Below are 16,259 nucleotides of genomic sequence, written 5' to 3'. Positions count from 1 at the left end.
TTGGAGGCACTTTTGAAGCTCGTCACGCGAGCCCAGCTGGGCTGGCCCGCATCCGCCGCACCCACGCAGACATCGACCAAGGGCGTGAAAGTCCACTACGAAGGCGCACCGGTCAGCGTGCAGCTCCTCGACGACCACGATCTCTGCATCGCCGAGTGGAAGAGGATCCGCGTCGACCACCTGGCGAACAAGAAGGAGAACTACTCGGACATCGCCTACAACTACGGTGCCTGCCCGCACGGTCACCTCCTGGAGGGCCGGGGCCTGGGCAAGCGCACCGGAGCGAATGGCAACCAGGACCTCAACCGTGGCCACTACGCGATCATGGGCCTGGTCGGCGACGAGGGGCTCACCGAGCCGACGGACGCGATGCTCGGCGCGATCCGCGACGGCATCGAGCTGCTGCGCGGCCACGGTGCCGGCAACGAGATCAAGGGGCACCGGGACGGCCTGGCCACGGCGTGTCCGGGCGATCACCTGTACGCGTGGGTGAAGAAGGGCGCCCCGCATCCGGACGGTTCGACGCCCGATCCCGCGCCGAGGCCGGTGATCGACGTGTCGAAGGTGGTCGCCGCGGCCCTGCACGACCCGGCCGCGTCCGGCACCCCGGTGTCGTACTCGGGCGTGAAGGTCGTGGAGAAGGCGCTCGTCGCGGAGGGCCTGTTGGAATCCAGCCTCGTGGACGGCCACTTCGGCACGGCGACCGTCGAGGCGTACGCGGCCTGGCAGCGCCGCTGCGGCCTCACCGGGGATGCCGCCGACGGCATCCCCGGTCGTGCGTCACTGGAGACGCTCGGACGGGAGCACGGATTCGACGTGAAGCCGTAGCGAGCGGTTTCGACGTGAAGCCGTAGCGAACCGCCCGGAACCGGCCGGGCGGCGGTCAGCCGCCCAGCTGCGTCCGCAGCCACTGCTCCACCTCGCCCACATGCGCGGCCGCCGCGGCCCGGGCCGCCTCCGGATCGTGGGCCACCAAGGCGCGGTGGATCGCGGCGTGTTCGCGGCGGGTGCGGGTGAAGGCGCCCTCCTCCTGGTAGCCGCGCCAGACGCGGGCGCGGAAGGTGCGCGAGGACAGGCCCTCCAGGATCGCGGCCATGGTGTCGTTGCCGGCGGCGGCCGCGATCGCGCGATGGAAGGCCAGGTCGTGGGCGAGGATCTCCTCCGGGTCCTCCGTGGCGTTCATCGCCGTCAGGTGCTTCTCGACCTCGGCGAGCTGGTCCGGTGTGATGCGTGCCGCCGCCAGCGCCGTCGCCGTCGACTCCAGGATGCGGCGCACCTCCAGCAGCTCCACCAGACGCGGGCCCCGGGAGAGGTCGGCGACCACGCCGAACGTCTCCAGCAGGTCGCCGGCCTCCAGCTGGGTGACGTAGATGCCCGAACCGTGCCGGGCCTCCAGCACTCCCAGCACGGTCAGCGCGCGGATCGCCTCGCGCATCGAGCTGCGGGAGATGCCGAGTCCGACCGCCAGATCGCGTTCCGTCGGCAGGCGCTGGCCGGGCTCCAGCCTCCCCTCGGCGATCATCCCCTTGATCTGCTCGATGGCGCGCTGCGGCACGGTGCCCTTCTGCGGGGCTGTCTCGTCCACGCCATTCCTCCTGTCGCCGGATGCGCCGCAGTCTAATCACCAGGGTGGTCGGACCACTATGGCCGGATACCGTGAATTTCTGCGGCCGGAGGGTGTTGCGCGGGGAAGTGGTCTGATAAATATGCGGCACCTGCTCGAACACGCTCAATGAGGAGCCGTCAGATGCCCGGCAGTGCAGTGCGCAAGCAGAACAGGTCACGGATCGTCGGCGCGATGGCTGCGGTCATCGGCGCCTCGCTCGTGCTCGCCGGATGCGGCAGCACCAAGGACACCGGATCCTCCAGCGCCGGAGGCGGTGGCGGCAGCGGCAAGGTCGGGGTGATCCTGCCCCTGCTGACCTCGCCGTTCTGGCAGTCGTACAACGACTATGTGCCGAAGATGGCCGACTCCGAGAGCGTCGAGGCGCTCAAGACGGTCAACTCCAACAGTGACCCCTCCCAGCAGATCACCGACATCAACAACCAGCTCAACCAGGGTGTGAAGGGCCTCGTCGTCGCCCCGCTGGACAGCGCGGCCATCGAAGCGGGCCTCGACCAGGCGGAGCGCAAGGGCGTGCCGGTGGTCGCCGTCGACGTGGCGCCCGACAAGGGCAAGGTCGCGATGGTGGTGCGCGCCGACAACGTGGCCTACGGCGAGAAGGCCTGCCAGTACCTGGGCGAGCAGATCCCCTCTGGCAAGGTCGTACAGATCATGGGTGACCTCGCCTCGGTCAACGGCCGTGACCGCTCGGAGGCGTTCCGCGCCTGCGTGAAGAAGAACTTCCCCAAGCTGAAGGTCCTGGAGATACCGGCCAAGTGGGAGTCGGACACCGCGGCCTCCAAGCTGGACACCCTCCTGAACGCCAACCCCGACATCAAGGGCATCTACATGCAGGCCGGCGGCGTCTACCTCGCGCCGACCCTCCAGACCCTCAAGTCCAAGGGGATGCTGAAGAAGGCCGGACAGGACGGGCACATCACGATCGTCTCCAACGACGGCATCCCGCAGGAGTTCGACGCCATCCGCAAGGGCGAGATCGACGCGACCGTCTCGCAGCCCGCCGACCTGTACGCCAAGTACGGCATGTACTACATCAAGGCGGCGATGGAGGGGAAGACGTTCGAGCCGGGTCCGACGGACCACGACTCGACCATCGTGAAGCTGCCCAGCGGCATCCTGGAGGACCAGCTGCCCGCACCGCTGGTCACCAAGGACAACGTCGACGACCCCAAGCTCTGGGGTAACACGGCCAAATGAGTACGCCCGTGACCACACCCCTCGTCGAGGCGCGCGACATCGTCAAGCGCTATGGACCCACCACCGCCCTCGCCGACGGCCGGCTCACCGTCCTGCCCGGCGAGTCCCACGCCCTCGTCGGCCGCAACGGCGCCGGCAAGTCGACCCTGGTCAACATCCTCACCGGCCTCCAGGCCGCCGACGAGGGCGAGGTCCGCTTCGACGGCGAACCCGCGCCCGCGCCGGCCGACCGGGACGCCTGGCGCCGCAAGGTGGCCTGCGTCTACCAGAAGCCCACCGTCGTCCCCGAGCTGACGGTCGCCGAGAACCTCTTCATCAACCGCCAGCCCCGCCGGCGCGGCTTCATCAGCTGGCGCAGCCTGCGCGCCGAGGCCGCCGAACTCCTCGGCACCTGGGACGTGCACGTCGACCCCGAGGCCCGCACCGCCGACCTCAAGGTCGAGGACCGTCAAATGGTCGAGATCGCCCGGGCGTTGAGCTTCGGCGCCCGCTTCATCGTCCTCGACGAGCCCACCGCCCAGCTCGACAACCGCGAGATCGAGCGGCTGTTCACGCGGATGCGCGCGCTCCAGGACTCCGGTGTCACCTTCTTGTTCATCTCGCACCACCTCCAGGAGGTGTACGAGGTCTGCCAGACCGTCACGGTCCTGCGTGACGCCCGCTGGATCACCACCGCGCCGGTCGTCGAACTCCCGCGCCGGGCGCTGGTGGAGGCCATGGCGGGGGAGTCGCTGGAGACCATCGCCGAACAGGCCGTGGACCCCAGGGACGTCGACCACGACGCCCCCGTCCTGCTCGAAGCCCGCGGGCTCACCTCACCGGCGTACCGGAACATCGACCTCACCGTCCGCCGCGGCGAGGTCGTCGGACTCGCCGGCATCAGCGGCAGCGGCAAGATCCAGCTCGCCGAGTCCTTCGCGGGACTCCACACCCCGACCAGCGGCACCGCCGAACTGGACGGTGAACGGCTGCCGTTCGGCGATGTGCAGGCCGCCCTCAAGGCGGGCGTCGCCTGTGTGCCCCGCGACCGGCACGACCAGGGCCTGGTCGCCGGCATGACCATCGGCGACAACGCCACGATGAGCGTCCTCGACCGGCTCGGCCGCTTCGGCTTCATCGGCACCGAACGCAAGCGCGGCTTCGCCAACGCCCTGATCGACCGCCTCGACATCCACACCGAGGGCCCCGACCAGCCCGTCTCCGACCTGTCCGGCGGCAACGCGCAGAAGGTCGTCATGGCCCGCGCCCTCGCCTCCGACCCCCGGCTGCTCGTGCTGATCAACCCCACCGCGGGCGTCGACGTGAAGTCCAAGGAGTCCCTGCTCGCCCGCATGGACAGCGCCCGCGAGGACGGCACATCCGTGCTCGTCGTCTCCGACGAACTCGACGACCTGCGCCGCTGCGACCGCGTGCTCGTCCTGTTCCACGGCCGTGTCGTCGCCGAGCACCCGGCCGGCTGGCGCGACCACGAGCTGATCGCCTCCATCGAAGGAGTGGACAACGATGGCTGACACCAAGGCCCCACCGGCCCTGCCCCTCAAGGTGCCGGACGCCCGTGCCGCCAGGACGGTCCTGCTCCGCCGCGCCCGCGAACTCGCCCTGGTCCCGGCCCTGTTGCTGCTTCTGGTGCTCGGTGCGGTCGTCAATGACTCGTTCCTCACCGAACGCAACCTGATCTCGATCCTCGGCGCCTCCGCCGCCCTGGCGATGGTCGTCCTGGCAGAGTCGCTGGTCCTCATCACCGGCAAGTTCGACCTGTCCCTCGAATCGGTCGTCGGCATCGCACCCGCCGTCGGTGCGCTGCTCGTGCTGCCCGCCGCGCAGTCCGGCTGGGGAACCGAACTCCCCGCCGCCCTCGCCCTGTTGGCGGTCCTCGTGGTCGGCGCGGCCGTCGGTGCCTTCAACGGCATCCTGGTCGTGAAGTTCAAGCTCAACGCGTTCATCGTGACGCTCGCGATGCTGATCGTCCTGCGCGGTCTGCTGGTCGGCGCGACCAAGGGCAAGACGCTGTTCGGCATGCCCGACAGCTTCTACTCCCTCGCCACCACGACCTTCATCGGCATCCCCATGTCGGTGTGGCTCGCGGCGGCCGCCTTCGCGATCACCGGGTTCGTGCTGAAGTACCACCGCATCGGACGCGCCCTGTACGCCATCGGCGGCAACGCGGACGCCGCCCGCGCGGCCGGCATCCGGGTCGAGCGCGTGATGCTCGGCGTGTTCGTCGTGGCCGGCACGCTCGCGGCCGTCGGCGGGATCATCCAGACCGGGTACGTCGGCGCGATCAGCGCCAACCAGGGCAACAACATGATCTTCACGGTGTTCGCGGCCGCGGTGATCGGCGGCATCAGCCTGGACGGCGGCCGGGGCACCATGTTCGGCGCCCTGACCGGCGTACTCCTCCTGGGTGTCGTCCAGAACCTGCTCACCCTCGCCCAGGTCCCGTCGTTCTGGATCCAGGCCATCTACGGCGGGATCATCCTGGTCGCCCTCATGATCGCCCGGGTGACGACGGGCCGTGCGCAGGACTGACCCGGCGCCGTCCCCACCATCGACCGAAAGGCCCTCTGTGTCCCCGACCCCCGGTCCCCCCGTCCGCGTGACCGCGCTCGACACCTACGACATCCGCTTCCCCACCTCGCGCGAGCTCGACGGCTCCGACGCGATGAACCCGGACCCGGACTACTCGGCCGCCTACGTCGTGCTGCGCACCGACGGGACGGACGGGCACGAGGGGCACGGGTTCACCTTCACCATCGGGCGGGGCAACGAGGTCCAGGTCGCCGCGATCGAGGCGCTGCGCGGACACGTCGTGGGCCGGCCCGTCGACGAACTGTGCGCCGACCCGGGGACCCTCAACCGCGACCTGATCGGCGACAGCCAGCTGCGCTGGCTCGGCCCCGAGAAGGGCGTGATGCACATGGCGATCGGCGCCGTCATGAACGCCGTGTGGGACCTGGCCGCCAAGCGTGCCGACACGCCCCTGTGGCGTCTGCTCGCCGACGCCGACCCGGAGTGGATCGTCGGCCAGATCGACTTCCGGTACCTCTCCGACGCGCTCACCCCCGAGGAGGCGCTGGCCATCCTGCGTCGCGGCCGGGAGGGAGCGGAGGAGCGCACGGCCCGGCTGCTGGAGCGCGGCTACCCCGCCTACACCACCTCCGCCGGCTGGCTCGGCTATGACGACGACAAGCTCAGCCGGCTCGCCGCCGAGGCCGTCGCCGAGGGCTTCCGGCAGATCAAGCTGAAGGTCGGCGCCGACCTGGAGGACGACGTACGGCGCTGCCGTGTCGCCCGCTCGGTCGTCGGGCCGGACATCCGCATGGCCATCGACGCCAACCAGCGCTGGGACGTGGCCGAGGCGATCCGCTGGACCAAGGCCCTCGCGGAGTTCGACCCGTACTGGATCGAGGAGCCCACCAGCCCCGACGACGTCCTCGGCCACGCGGCCGTCCGCGAGGCCGTCGCCCCGGTGAAGGTGGCCACCGGCGAGCACGTGCAGAACAGGGTCGTCTTCAAGCAGCTCCTCCAGGCCGGGGCCCTCGACGTCGTCCAGATCGACGCGGCCCGCGTGGGTGGAGTCAACGAGAACCTCGCCATCCTGCTGCTGGCAGCGAAGTTCGGCGTGCCCGTGTGCCCGCACGCGGGCGGCGTCGGGCTGTGCGAACTCGTCCAGCACCTGTCGATGTACGACTACGTGGCCGTCACCGGTACCACCGAGGACCGAGTCATCGAGTACGTCGACCATCTGCACGACCACTTCCTGGATCCGGTGGTCATCAGAGAAGGTCACTACACGGCACCCGGCGCGCCCGGCTTCTCCGCCGCCATGCGGCCCGAGTCGATCGAGCGCTACACGTTCCCGGACGGCGCCTTCTGGGCCGCCGACCTCCAGACGCAGAAGAAGGGGCACGCGGCATGAGCGACTTCGACGGTCTCAAGGCGCTGGTGACGGGAGGCGCCTCCGGCATCGGCCGGGCCGCGGCCGAACTCCTCGCCGCGCGTGGCGCCCAGGTCGCCGTACTGGACCTGGACCCGTCCTCCGTCGAGAAGCCGCTGCTCGCCTTCCGTGCCGACGTCACCGACGACGCGTCCGTGCGCGAGGCCGTGGCGGCCGCCGTGGCCGACCTCGGCGGACTGGACGTGGTGGTCAACAACGCCGGCATCGGCGCCCAGGGCACCGTCGAGGACAACGACGACGCCGAGTGGCACCGGGTCCTCGACGTCAACGTCGTCGGCATGGTCCGGGTGGCCCGCGCCGCTCTGCCTCATCTGCGGGAGTCCTCGCACGCGGCGATCGTCAACACCTGCTCCATCGCCGCCACGGCCGGGCTGCCGCAGCGTGCCCTGTACAGCGCGACCAAGGGCGCCGTGTACTCGCTCACCCTCGCCATGGCCGCCGACCACGTCCGCGAGGGCATCCGCGTCAACTGCGTCAACCCCGGCACGGTGGACACGCCCTGGGTCGCCCGTCTGCTCGACGCGGCCCCCGACCCCGCCGCCGAACGCGCCGCGCTCCAGGCCCGCCAGCCCACCGGCCGCCTCGTCTCGGCCGCCGAGGTCGCGGGCGCCGTCGCCTACCTGGCGAGCCCGCTCTCCGGCGCCACGACCGGTACCGCCCTCGCCGTCGATGGCGGCATGCAGGGCCTGCGCCTGCGGCCGGTGGGGCAATGAGCACCCCCCGGGGACTCGGCTTCGGAGCCGCTGTCATCGGCAACCTCTATACGGAGGTCACCGACGAGCAGGCACACGAGGCGGTGTCCGCCGCCTGGCAGCGCGGCATCCGCTACTACGACACCGCACCCCACTACGGCCTCGGACTGTCCGAACGCCGCCTCGGCGCGGCCCTGCGAGAGCACCCACGCGAGGAGTACACGGTCTCCACCAAGGTGGGCCGCCGGCTGGAGCCCCGGGCCGGCACCGGCGACGACCTGGCCAACGGCTTCGCCGTCCCCGCCACGCAGCGCCGCGTCTGGGACTTCACCGCGGACGGCGTACGACGCACCCTGGACGCCGGCCTGGAACGGCTCGGCCTCGACCGCGTCGACATCGTCTACCTCCACGACCCCGACGACCACGGCGAGCAGGCCTTCCGGGAGGGCTACCCGGCCCTGGAGAAGCTCCGCTCGGAGGGCGTGGTCGGCGCGATCGGCGCGGGCATGAACCAGGCGGAGATGCTCACCCGCTTCGTCCGCGACACGGACGTCGACGTGGTGCTGTGCGCCGGCCGCTACACCCTGCTCGACCAGAGCGCGCTCACGGAACTGCTGCCCGCAGCCGTGGAGCGAGGCGTCTCCGTGGTGGTCGGCGGTGCCTTCAACTCGGGGCTTCTCGCGGATCCCAGGCCGGGCGCGACGTACAACTACGCCGAGGCACCGGCACAGTTGCTGGACCAGGCCGTGCGGATGAAGGAGGTCGCGCGGCGTCACGGCATCACCTTGCGCGCCGCCGCGCTGGCCTTCTGCATGGCACATCCGGCGGTGGCGAGCGTCCTGGTGGGCGCCCGCTCGGCCGATGAAGTCCACGACTGCGCCGATCAGTTCGCCACACCGGTCCCCGCAGCCTTCTGGCAGGAACTACGGGACACCGGACTCCTGGTCACCGAGGAGCCCTCATGAGAGTCGCCCTGCACACCAAGGTCCGCGCGGACCGGGTCGCCGAGTACGACGCCGCCCACCGGGAAGTGCCGGTCGGCCTCACGGACGCGATCCGTGCCGCCGGCGCCACCTCCTGGACGATCTGGCGCAGCGGCACCGACCTCTTCCACGTCCTGGAGTGCGAGGACTACGGCCGCCTGCTCGCCGAACTGGAGAAACTGCCGGTCAACGTGGCCTGGCAGGCCCGCATGGCCCAGCTGCTCGACGTGGTGCACGACTACTCCGACGAGGGCGCCGACGCCGGCCTGCCCGTGGTGTGGGAGCTGCCGTGACGGTCGTGGACGCCCACCACCATGTGTGGGACCTTTCGGTGCGGGACCAGGACTGGATCGCGGGTCCCGAACTCCGGCCGCTCCGGCGGAACTTCACGGTCGCCGACCTCGCCTCCGAGGCGCGGGCGGCCGGGGTCGACCGTACCGTCCTCGTGCAGACCGTCACCGTGCCCGAGGAGACCCCGGAGTTCCTCGCCCTCGCCGCCGAGCACGACCTCGTAGCGGGCGTCGTCGGCTGGACCGACCTCACTCGCCCGGACGTCGCCGAGGAACTGGCCCGGCTGCGGGAGCTGCCCGGCGGCCGCCACCTGAAGGGCATCCGCCACCAGGTGCAGGGCGAGCCCGATCCCCAGTGGCTGCTGCGCGCGGACGTACGGCGAGGACTGGCCGCCGTGGCGGCGGCGGGGCTGGTGTACGACCTCGTCGTCCTTCCCCACCACCTGCCCGCCTGCACCAAGGCAGCCGCCTCCCTGCCCGAACTCACCTTCGTTCTCGACCACTTGGGCAAGCCACCCATAGCGTCCGCTGCCCGCGAGCCCTGGACGTCCGACGTCCGTGCCCTCGCCGCACTCCCGAACACCGTCTGCAAGCTCTCCGGCATGGTCACCGAGGCCGACCTCGCGTCCTGGACCGTCGACGACCTGCGCCCGTACGCGGAGGTGGTGCTGGAGGCGTTCGGCCCGCGGCGGCTGATGTTCGGCTCGGACTGGCCGGTGTGCACGCTGGCCGCATCGTACGGTCAAGTACTCGCCACGGCAGAGGAGTTGACCGGCCAGGGCGATCGCACGCACATCTTCGAGACCACCGCCACTCGCGTCTACGACCTCTGAGCCACTCCCGCCAGGCGCGTCGGCGGCAGGTACTCCCGCACGTACGTCCGCTCCCAGCATGCGCCCGTCTCCCGCAGCTCACGCCAGGTCGTGTAGCGGTAGCGGAAGAGGCGGGCGCGGACATAGCGGGGCGGTGCGTCCGGCGGGAACGGCGAGCGGCGCAGCAGCTTCAGTGTGGCGCGGTCGTTCTCCAGCAGTCGCTCCATCAGCGTGCCGAACCACGAACCGGCGTAGGCGGGCGACAGCGCGGCGAACCACATCAGCCAGTCCAGCCGCAGATGGTACGGCGCGAACTGCCGCGGCCAGCGCCTAGGATCGCCCGGCTTGCCCCTGAACTCGTACTCCCGCCAGTCCGAGTCCTCTCGCGGTACGTCGTCGGCGGTGCCCTCGATCACCACCTCGTACCGGACCCTGCTGACGCTGCCGAACGCGCCGTAGGTGTTGACCAGGTGGAGCGGGTCGAAGGAGCGGTTCATGATCTGGCGGCGGGAGATCATGTTCGCGACCGGGTGGTAGCTCAGGCCGACGAGGAGCACGGCGACCGCGAGGACCACGATCACGTACCACAGCGGCGGGGCGGGCACGGACGGCGGATCGCCCGGGAAGCGCACCGCCGACAGGGCCAGCACGATGGTGATCCAGTTCAGCCAGGAGAAGTTGCCCGACAGGACCAGCCATAGCTGGGTGACGATCATCAGCGCTGCGGCCGCCGTGGCGATCGGCTGCGGGGTGAAGAGGAGGACGGGCACGAGGAGCTGGGTGACGTGGTTGGCGGCCACCTCGACCCGGTGCACGGGCTTGGGCAGATGGTGGAAGAACCAGCTCAGCGGGCCCGGCATCGGCTGGGTCTCGTGGTGGTGGTCCAGGCAGGTCAGCTTGCGCCAGCAGGCGTCGCCGCGCATCTTGATCAGACCCGCGCCGAACTCGACGCGGAACAGGATCCAGCGCAGCAGGAACAGCACCACGATCGGCGGCGCCACCTCGTCATTGCCCAGGAAGACCGCGAGGAAGCCGACCTCCAGCAGGAGGGACTCCCAGCCGAACGAGTACCAGGTCTGGCCGACGTTCACGATCGACAGATACAGCGCCCACGGGATCAGCCACAGCAGCATGGCGCCCCACAGGGGCACCACGGAGTCGACTCCGGCCAGCAGCGCCACCGACACCGCGCAACCGGCCCAGGCGCAGGCGGCGAAGAAGCGGTCCGAGTAGTGGAGTTGGAACAGGCTGGGGGCCGCCTTGAAGGGCACCCGCTCGACGAAGCGGGGCACGGGCAGCATGCCGCGCTCGCCCATCAGAGCGCGGAACTGCAGCGCCGCCGTCAGGAACGCGACGAGATACACACCGGCCAGAGCCCGCTGGAAGACCAGCCGGCTCGTCCAGTAGTCCGGTGCGATGAACCAGTCCACGGCCGTGCCCCTCTTCTCTCCATTGTCGCGCCGGGAGACCCGTGTGACTCTCCGTATACCACCTCTCCGCTTGCGTAACCCGAGCGAGTGAAGCAGACAATAAGGGACGAAATTCCTGATCATCTCCGATGACCGGCGGGAGGACGTGGTGCGGACACCCACCCGAACCCTCGTCACGGCCTGCGCGCTCTCGGCGGCGCTCGTCGCCGTCGGCTGCGGTGTCGGCAGCGACAAGGGCACGGACGCGGGCGGGAAGCTCTTCCTCCAGCCTGTCGCCGACCCGGGGCCGGACCCCTTCACCGACTCCACGGCGACATCGCCCGTCACCCCGTCGCCGGTCACCCGGACGCCCAGGCCCGCGCACCCGGGGCGGACCGGGCTCCAGCCACTGTCCGGCGAAACACCCGGCCTGTACGGCGGGACCCAGGGCACCGGCAGCTGCGACGTCCGGCGGCAGATCGACCAGCTCACCTCGGACCGGGCCAGGGGCCGGGTCTTCGCCCAGGCGGCGGGCATCCCCCAGGCCTCGATCGCCACCTATCTGCGCGGGCTGACCTCGGTCGTCCTGCGCGCCGACACCAGGGTCACCAACCACGGGTTCCGCGACGGCATGGGAACCGGCTACCAGTCCGTCCTGCAGGCGGGCACCGCCGTCCTCGTCGACAACCACGGTGTGCCCCGCGTCCGCTGCGCCTGCGGCAATCCGCTCGCCGCGCCGCTCGACCCGCGCGGCAACCCGGACACCAGCGGCCGGGCCTGGTCGGGGTACCGGCCGAGCCAGGTGGTCGTGGTGGCCCCGACCCTCCGGATGATCAGCAACATCACGATCATCAACGTCGTCGACAACACCTGGATCGAACGGCCGATCGGTCATCGGGGCCACGCCCGCGACCATGCCGTACGGCCACCCGAACCGGTGACCCCGACTCCGCACGACAGCGGCCCGCGCGGTGACGTCAGCGGGTTCCCCGAGGACGGGAGCGAACCGCCGTCCGGTGGGCACACATCCCCGCACGACTCGCCGGCCGACTGCGTGACTCCGACGCCCACCGCCGCCGCGCCCGGGACCACCGACGGCAGGCCGGCCAGGGCCCCCTCGGACACGCGGGACACGCCCGACCCCCTCCCCGCCGACTGCCCGACGGGCACTGTCACGGCATCGCCCTCGGAGGCCGACCCCGGTCACCCGCCCGCGCCGTCGGAGTCGCCCAAGTCGTCCACGTCGCCCGATGGGCCCGGTGCCCCCGAATCCCGTACGCAGCCGGATACCTCCCCCGGCTCCCCGGAGGAGGTCGGACCCCAGGCCGTCCCGGACGCCCCCGACACACCCGACGGCGGCGGGATGATCCCCGACGGCCCCGCCGCGCCCGCCACCCCCGGCGCCTCCGACCGGACCAAGGGCAGCATCTTCGGCAGCCCGACCGACGTCTTCGACGGCTGACCGGAGCGGGAGCGTGATCATGGAATCGGGCCGGTGCAGTTCCGTCGCCCCGGTCGAAGAATCCGGCAAATCCTGGCAAGGTGGCCCCATGGTTGATCGGGGAGCGAGCGCTCTGTCACTCCCGGACGACTGGCCCGCCCACCCGGATCCGATCCTGGCGCTCAACCGCATGGGCAGCTTCGACTGGGACCTGGACTCCGGTGTGTTCCACATGGACGCCCAGGCCCACGAGGTCTTCGAGCTGCGCCCCGACGAATACGACGGAAACCCCGAGACCCTGGCGATCCGGGTGCCACGGCACGAGGCCTACCGGCTGGACGGCATGGTCTCCAAGGCCCTGAAGGACGGCAGCGAGAACTACGGCGCGTACTTTCGCATCCGCTGCCGCGACGGCACCCTGCGCTGGACTCACACCCAGGGCTACATCCGGCGCGACGAGACGGGCCGCCCCCGCCGCATCATCGGCATCGTCCGGGACGCCACCGACGAACTCGCCGAGAGCGAGGAGCGGCGCGAGCAGGCGGCCGAACACGAGGCGCGCCGTCAGCAGACCAGCATCGTCCAGCTCACCACGGCCGCACTCGCCCACGCCCGCACCGTCCAGGACGTCATCGACGTCCTCAAGGACACCCACGGCATCACGCACCTGGGCGCCACCAGCCTGGTCATGGGTCTGGTCGAGGCCGGCCGGATCCGGCTGATCGCCGAGGGGCCCGCGGGCAGCTTCGTGCCGGGGACCCTGGTCACCCGGATCGACGAGCAGTACCCGATGAGCGAGGTCGTACGGACCCTCAGCCCGCGCTTCATCGAGTCGCCGGGGGAGTTCGCGGAGCGCTATCCGATCCTCTGGCCGCACATCACCGACCTGCACATCACGGCCGCCGCCTACATGCCCCTGATCGCCCAGGCCCGCCCGATCGGGGCCATCGGCCTGCTCTACAGCGACCGCGGCGGCTTCTCCGTCGAGGACCGCAACGTGCTCGTCGCCCTCGGCAGCAGCATCGCGCAGAGCCTGCAGCGGGCCATGTTCTACGAGCAGGAGAAGGACCTCGCCAGCGGCCTCCAGCAGGCGATGCTGCCGCGCACCATCCCCAGCGTGCCCGGCGCCGACGTCGCCGTCCGCTACCGCTCCGGCTCGCTCGGCCGGGACATCGGCGGCGACTGGTACGACCTGATCCCGCTGCCGGGCGGCCGGGTCGGCGCGGTCATCGGCGACGTCCAGGGCCACGACACACACGCCGCCGCCGTCATGGGGCAGTTGCGCATCGTCCTGCGCGCCTACGCCGCCGAGGGGCACACCCCGGCCACCGTGATGGCCCGCGCCTCCGTGTTCCTGCACGAGCTGGACACCGACCGCTTCGCGACCTGCCTGTACGCGGAGGCCGACCTGTCCACCGGCGTCGTGCAGGTGGTCCGGGCCGGCCATATCGACCCCCTGCTCCGGGAGCCCGGCGGTACCTGCCGTCGCGTCGCGGTGGAGGGCGGGCTGCCGCTCGGCCTGTCGGCGGAGTTCGGGCGGCTCGAATACCCGGTCGGGACCATCGAGCTGGACTCCGACCACACCCTCCTGCTGTGCACCGACGGCCTGGTCGAACAGCCAGGCGCCGACCTCGACGACGGCATGCAGACCCTGACCGCGCTCATCGCCACCGGTCCGAACGACGTACGGGATCTCGCGGACCTCCTCATCGACGTCGCCGAGGAACGCGGCGGCGACGACGACGTGGCCCTGCTCCTGCTGCGCCGCCGCGTCCTGGACGCCCCGCAGGCCGGCGGTCGCCTCCAGCAGCATGTCGCCCCCGGTGACCCCGAGGCACTCACCGGCGCCCGGCACATGATCCGCGCCGCCGTGCGCGCCTGGGGCGCCGCGGACCGGGCCGACGAGATCGAGCTGGTCGCCGACGAGCTGATCACCAACGCCCTGATGCACACCGAGGGCGCGGCGGTCGTGACCCTGCGGGTCCTGGCCGGCTCCGACCGCCGGCTGCGGGTCGAGGTCGAGGACTCCTCCAGTGCCCTGCCGCGCCGCCGTGAGGCGGGGGAGTCGGGCGTCTCCGGCCGGGGCCTGCTCCTCGTCGACCTGCTCACGGACGTGTGGGGCGTGGAGGCGCGCGGCGGCGGCAAAGCGGTGTGGTGCGAGTTCGTGGTGCCGGAGCGGGGCTGAGGCTGTCGGTGCCGGGTGGCACTCTGGACGTATGCCGGAACTCCCCGAGGTCGAAGCGCTCAAGGACTTCCTGACCGAGAACCTGGTCGGCCACGAGGTCGTGAGGGTGCTGCCCGTCGCGATCAGCGTCCTGAAGACTTACCACCCGCCGGTCACCGCCATCGAGGGCCACGAGGTCACCGCGGTGCACCGCCACGGCAAGTTCCTCGACCTCGTCACGGCCGACGGCCCCCACCTGGTGACCCACTTGGCCCGCGCGGGCTGGCTGCACTGGAAGGACGAGCTGCCGAGCGGGATGCCTCGCCCCGGCAAGGGGCCGCTCGCGCTGCGCGTGGCCCTGGAGACCGGCGCGGGCTTCGACCTCACGGAGGCCGGGACCCAAAAGCGCCTCGCGGTGTACGTGGTGGGCGATCCGCAGGAGGTCCCGGGCATCGCCCGCCTCGGCCCGGACCCGCTCGCCGACGACTTCGACGAGACGCGCTTCGCGGCCCTGCTCAAGGACGAGCGCCGCCAACTCAAGGGCGCCCTGCGCGACCAGAGCCTGATCGCCGGGGTGGGCAACGCCTACAGCGACGAGATCCTGCACGCGGCGAAAATGTCCCCGTTCAAGCTGGCGGCGTCCCTGACACCCGAGGAGACGGCCACGCTGTACGAGGCCCTGCGGACGACCCTCACCGAGGCGGTCGAGCGTTCGCGCGGGGTGGCGGCCGGCCGGCTGAAGGCCGAGAAGAAGAGCGGCCTGCGTGTCCACGGCCGCACCGGCGAGCCCTGCCCGGTGTGCGGCGACACCATCCGCGAGGTCTCCTTCAGCGACTCCTCGCTCCAGTACTGCCCGACCTGCCAGACGGGCGGGAAACCGCTGGCGGACCGCAGACTGTCGCGCCTGCTGAAGTAGCCGGAACCGGACGGCGGACCAACGGCTCAGCGGGGCTCGAGCGTCACCAGGTGCTCCCCGTCCGCCGTTCTCACCTCGTAGCGGGCGATCTCGTCCATGTGCATCGCCGAGGCACCCGTCATGGTGTTCTCGGGTGCGTCGTGGTCGCCGCCGTGCCAGCTGGTGACGGTCTCCTCCGCGCCGTCCCGGCCGACGGCGACCAGATGACAGGGGCGCGACCCCGCGCCGTCCTTCACCTTCAGCTCCACCTGGCTGCCGTAGCCCTCGTTCTCGGTGGTGACCTGCGCCCACACACCCGAGCGGGCGTCGGTCGCCTCGACCACCTGTACGGAACTGCTGTCGCCGCTCGCCATCATCGCGACCCCGGGTCCGGCCAGGGCGATCACCACCGAGGCCGCCACGACGTACATCGTGCGCCGGCGCCGGGCGCGGTGGCGGGCTGCCACCGTGTCGAGCAGCCGGTTCAGCATCTGCGGGCCCGGCTTGGCCATCGGGTTCACAAACCGGGGCGTCGCCCGCCGGTACAGCATCAACTGGCGGGTGATGGGCCCGAACTCGGTCACGTGTGCCGCACAGCGGGGGCACTCCATGAGGTGGTCCTCGAAGCGGAAAGCCTCCGCCTCGTTCAGCACGCCGAGCGCGTACGCGGCGACGTCGCGATGCCTCTCCAGGGACCTCATGCCGAATCCTCGTGCCGTTGGGTGCGGGGTGGGTTACTCCTTGCGCCCACAGGTACGCACCAGGCAGTCGAATCACTCAAGGCCGCTACCGAA

The 16,259-nt window shown here is 71.1% G+C and carries 15 protein-coding genes; 12 read left to right on the top strand and 3 right to left on the bottom strand.

What is annotated here, in order from left to right; all coding sequences use genetic code 11:
• Positions 1-828, top strand: coding sequence for a peptidoglycan recognition protein family protein (locus tag OHO27_RS04850; RefSeq protein WP_328420620.1), 828 nt, complete (start codon positions 1-3; stop codon positions 826-828).
• A 55-nt stretch (positions 829-883) separates the two neighbouring features.
• Here OHO27_RS04850 and OHO27_RS04845 read toward each other — a convergent pair whose 3' ends face one another.
• Positions 884-1,585: a FadR/GntR family transcriptional regulator gene (locus OHO27_RS04845; protein ID WP_328420618.1), complete on the bottom strand. Its 702-nt coding sequence runs from the start codon at positions 1,583-1,585 to the stop codon at positions 884-886.
• A gap of 162 nt (positions 1,586-1,747) precedes the next feature.
• Here OHO27_RS04845 and OHO27_RS04840 point away from each other — a divergent pair, with 162 nt between their 5' ends.
• From OHO27_RS04840 to OHO27_RS04805, 8 genes are read left to right on the top strand one after another with little or no spacing between them, the layout of a single operon-like run.
• Entirely contained in the window at positions 1,748-2,821 is a 1,074-nt protein-coding gene (locus tag OHO27_RS04840; protein ID WP_328420616.1) for a sugar ABC transporter substrate-binding protein, read from the top strand.
• Entirely contained in the window at positions 2,818-4,332 is a 1,515-nt protein-coding gene (locus OHO27_RS04835; RefSeq protein ID WP_328420614.1) for a sugar ABC transporter ATP-binding protein, read from the top strand. The genes OHO27_RS04840 and OHO27_RS04835 overlap by 4 nt, the downstream gene beginning before the upstream one ends.
• The gene (locus OHO27_RS04830; RefSeq protein WP_328420612.1) at positions 4,325-5,350 is read left to right on the top strand and encodes an ABC transporter permease; all 1,026 of its coding nucleotides are present in this window, start codon (positions 4,325-4,327) and stop codon (positions 5,348-5,350) included. The genes OHO27_RS04835 and OHO27_RS04830 overlap by 8 nt, the downstream gene beginning before the upstream one ends.
• Positions 5,351-5,387: 37 nt before the next feature.
• Positions 5,388-6,740, top strand: coding sequence for an L-fuconate dehydratase (locus OHO27_RS04825; protein ID WP_328420610.1), 1,353 nt, complete (start codon positions 5,388-5,390; stop codon positions 6,738-6,740).
• Complete coding sequence (locus OHO27_RS04820) at positions 6,737-7,492, top strand: SDR family NAD(P)-dependent oxidoreductase (RefSeq protein WP_328420608.1); 756 nt, start codon at positions 6,737-6,739, stop codon at positions 7,490-7,492. Before OHO27_RS04825 ends, OHO27_RS04820 begins: the two co-directional genes overlap by 4 nt.
• Complete coding sequence (locus tag OHO27_RS04815) at positions 7,489-8,436, top strand: aldo/keto reductase (protein ID WP_328420606.1); 948 nt, start codon at positions 7,489-7,491, stop codon at positions 8,434-8,436. The genes OHO27_RS04820 and OHO27_RS04815 overlap by 4 nt, the downstream gene beginning before the upstream one ends.
• The gene (locus OHO27_RS04810; RefSeq protein ID WP_328420604.1) at positions 8,433-8,747 is read left to right on the top strand and encodes an L-rhamnose mutarotase; all 315 of its coding nucleotides are present in this window, start codon (positions 8,433-8,435) and stop codon (positions 8,745-8,747) included. Before OHO27_RS04815 ends, OHO27_RS04810 begins: the two co-directional genes overlap by 4 nt.
• Entirely contained in the window at positions 8,744-9,577 is an 834-nt protein-coding gene (locus OHO27_RS04805) for an amidohydrolase family protein (RefSeq protein ID WP_328420602.1), read from the top strand. Before OHO27_RS04810 ends, OHO27_RS04805 begins: the two co-directional genes overlap by 4 nt.
• Here OHO27_RS04805 and OHO27_RS04800 read toward each other — a convergent pair.
• Entirely contained in the window at positions 9,565-10,986 is a 1,422-nt protein-coding gene (locus OHO27_RS04800) for a lipase maturation factor family protein (protein WP_328420600.1), read from the bottom strand. The genes OHO27_RS04805 and OHO27_RS04800 overlap by 13 nt on opposite strands.
• Positions 10,987-11,134: 148 nt before the next feature.
• Between OHO27_RS04800 and OHO27_RS04795 the strand changes: the two genes are divergently transcribed.
• The 3 genes from OHO27_RS04795 to OHO27_RS04785 all read left to right on the top strand — a co-directional run bounded on the left by OHO27_RS04795 (position 11,135) and on the right by OHO27_RS04785 (position 15,486).
• The gene (locus OHO27_RS04795) at positions 11,135-12,427 is read left to right on the top strand and encodes a DUF6777 domain-containing protein (RefSeq protein ID WP_328420598.1); all 1,293 of its coding nucleotides are present in this window, start codon (positions 11,135-11,137) and stop codon (positions 12,425-12,427) included.
• Between the two features lie 88 nt (positions 12,428-12,515).
• Entirely contained in the window at positions 12,516-14,591 is a 2,076-nt protein-coding gene (locus tag OHO27_RS04790) for a SpoIIE family protein phosphatase (protein WP_328420595.1), read from the top strand.
• A gap of 31 nt (positions 14,592-14,622) precedes the next feature.
• A complete protein-coding gene (locus tag OHO27_RS04785; RefSeq protein WP_328420593.1) occupies positions 14,623-15,486 on the top strand; it encodes an Fpg/Nei family DNA glycosylase in 864 nt (287 codons plus the stop codon).
• A 26-nt stretch (positions 15,487-15,512) separates the two neighbouring features.
• On the opposite strand, the gene OHO27_RS04780 is transcribed toward OHO27_RS04785, so the two are convergent.
• The gene (locus tag OHO27_RS04780) at positions 15,513-16,166 is read right to left on the bottom strand and encodes a zf-HC2 domain-containing protein (RefSeq protein WP_328420591.1); all 654 of its coding nucleotides are present in this window, start codon (positions 16,164-16,166) and stop codon (positions 15,513-15,515) included.
• Between the last annotated feature and the right edge of the window lie 93 nt (positions 16,167-16,259).

This window comes from Streptomyces sp. NBC_00443 (assembly GCF_036014175.1).
Lineage (GTDB): Bacteria > Actinomycetota > Actinomycetes > Streptomycetales > Streptomycetaceae > Streptomyces.
Note: the sequence above shows the minus strand (reverse complement) of the source record. Positions and strands in the feature narration are given on the sequence as shown.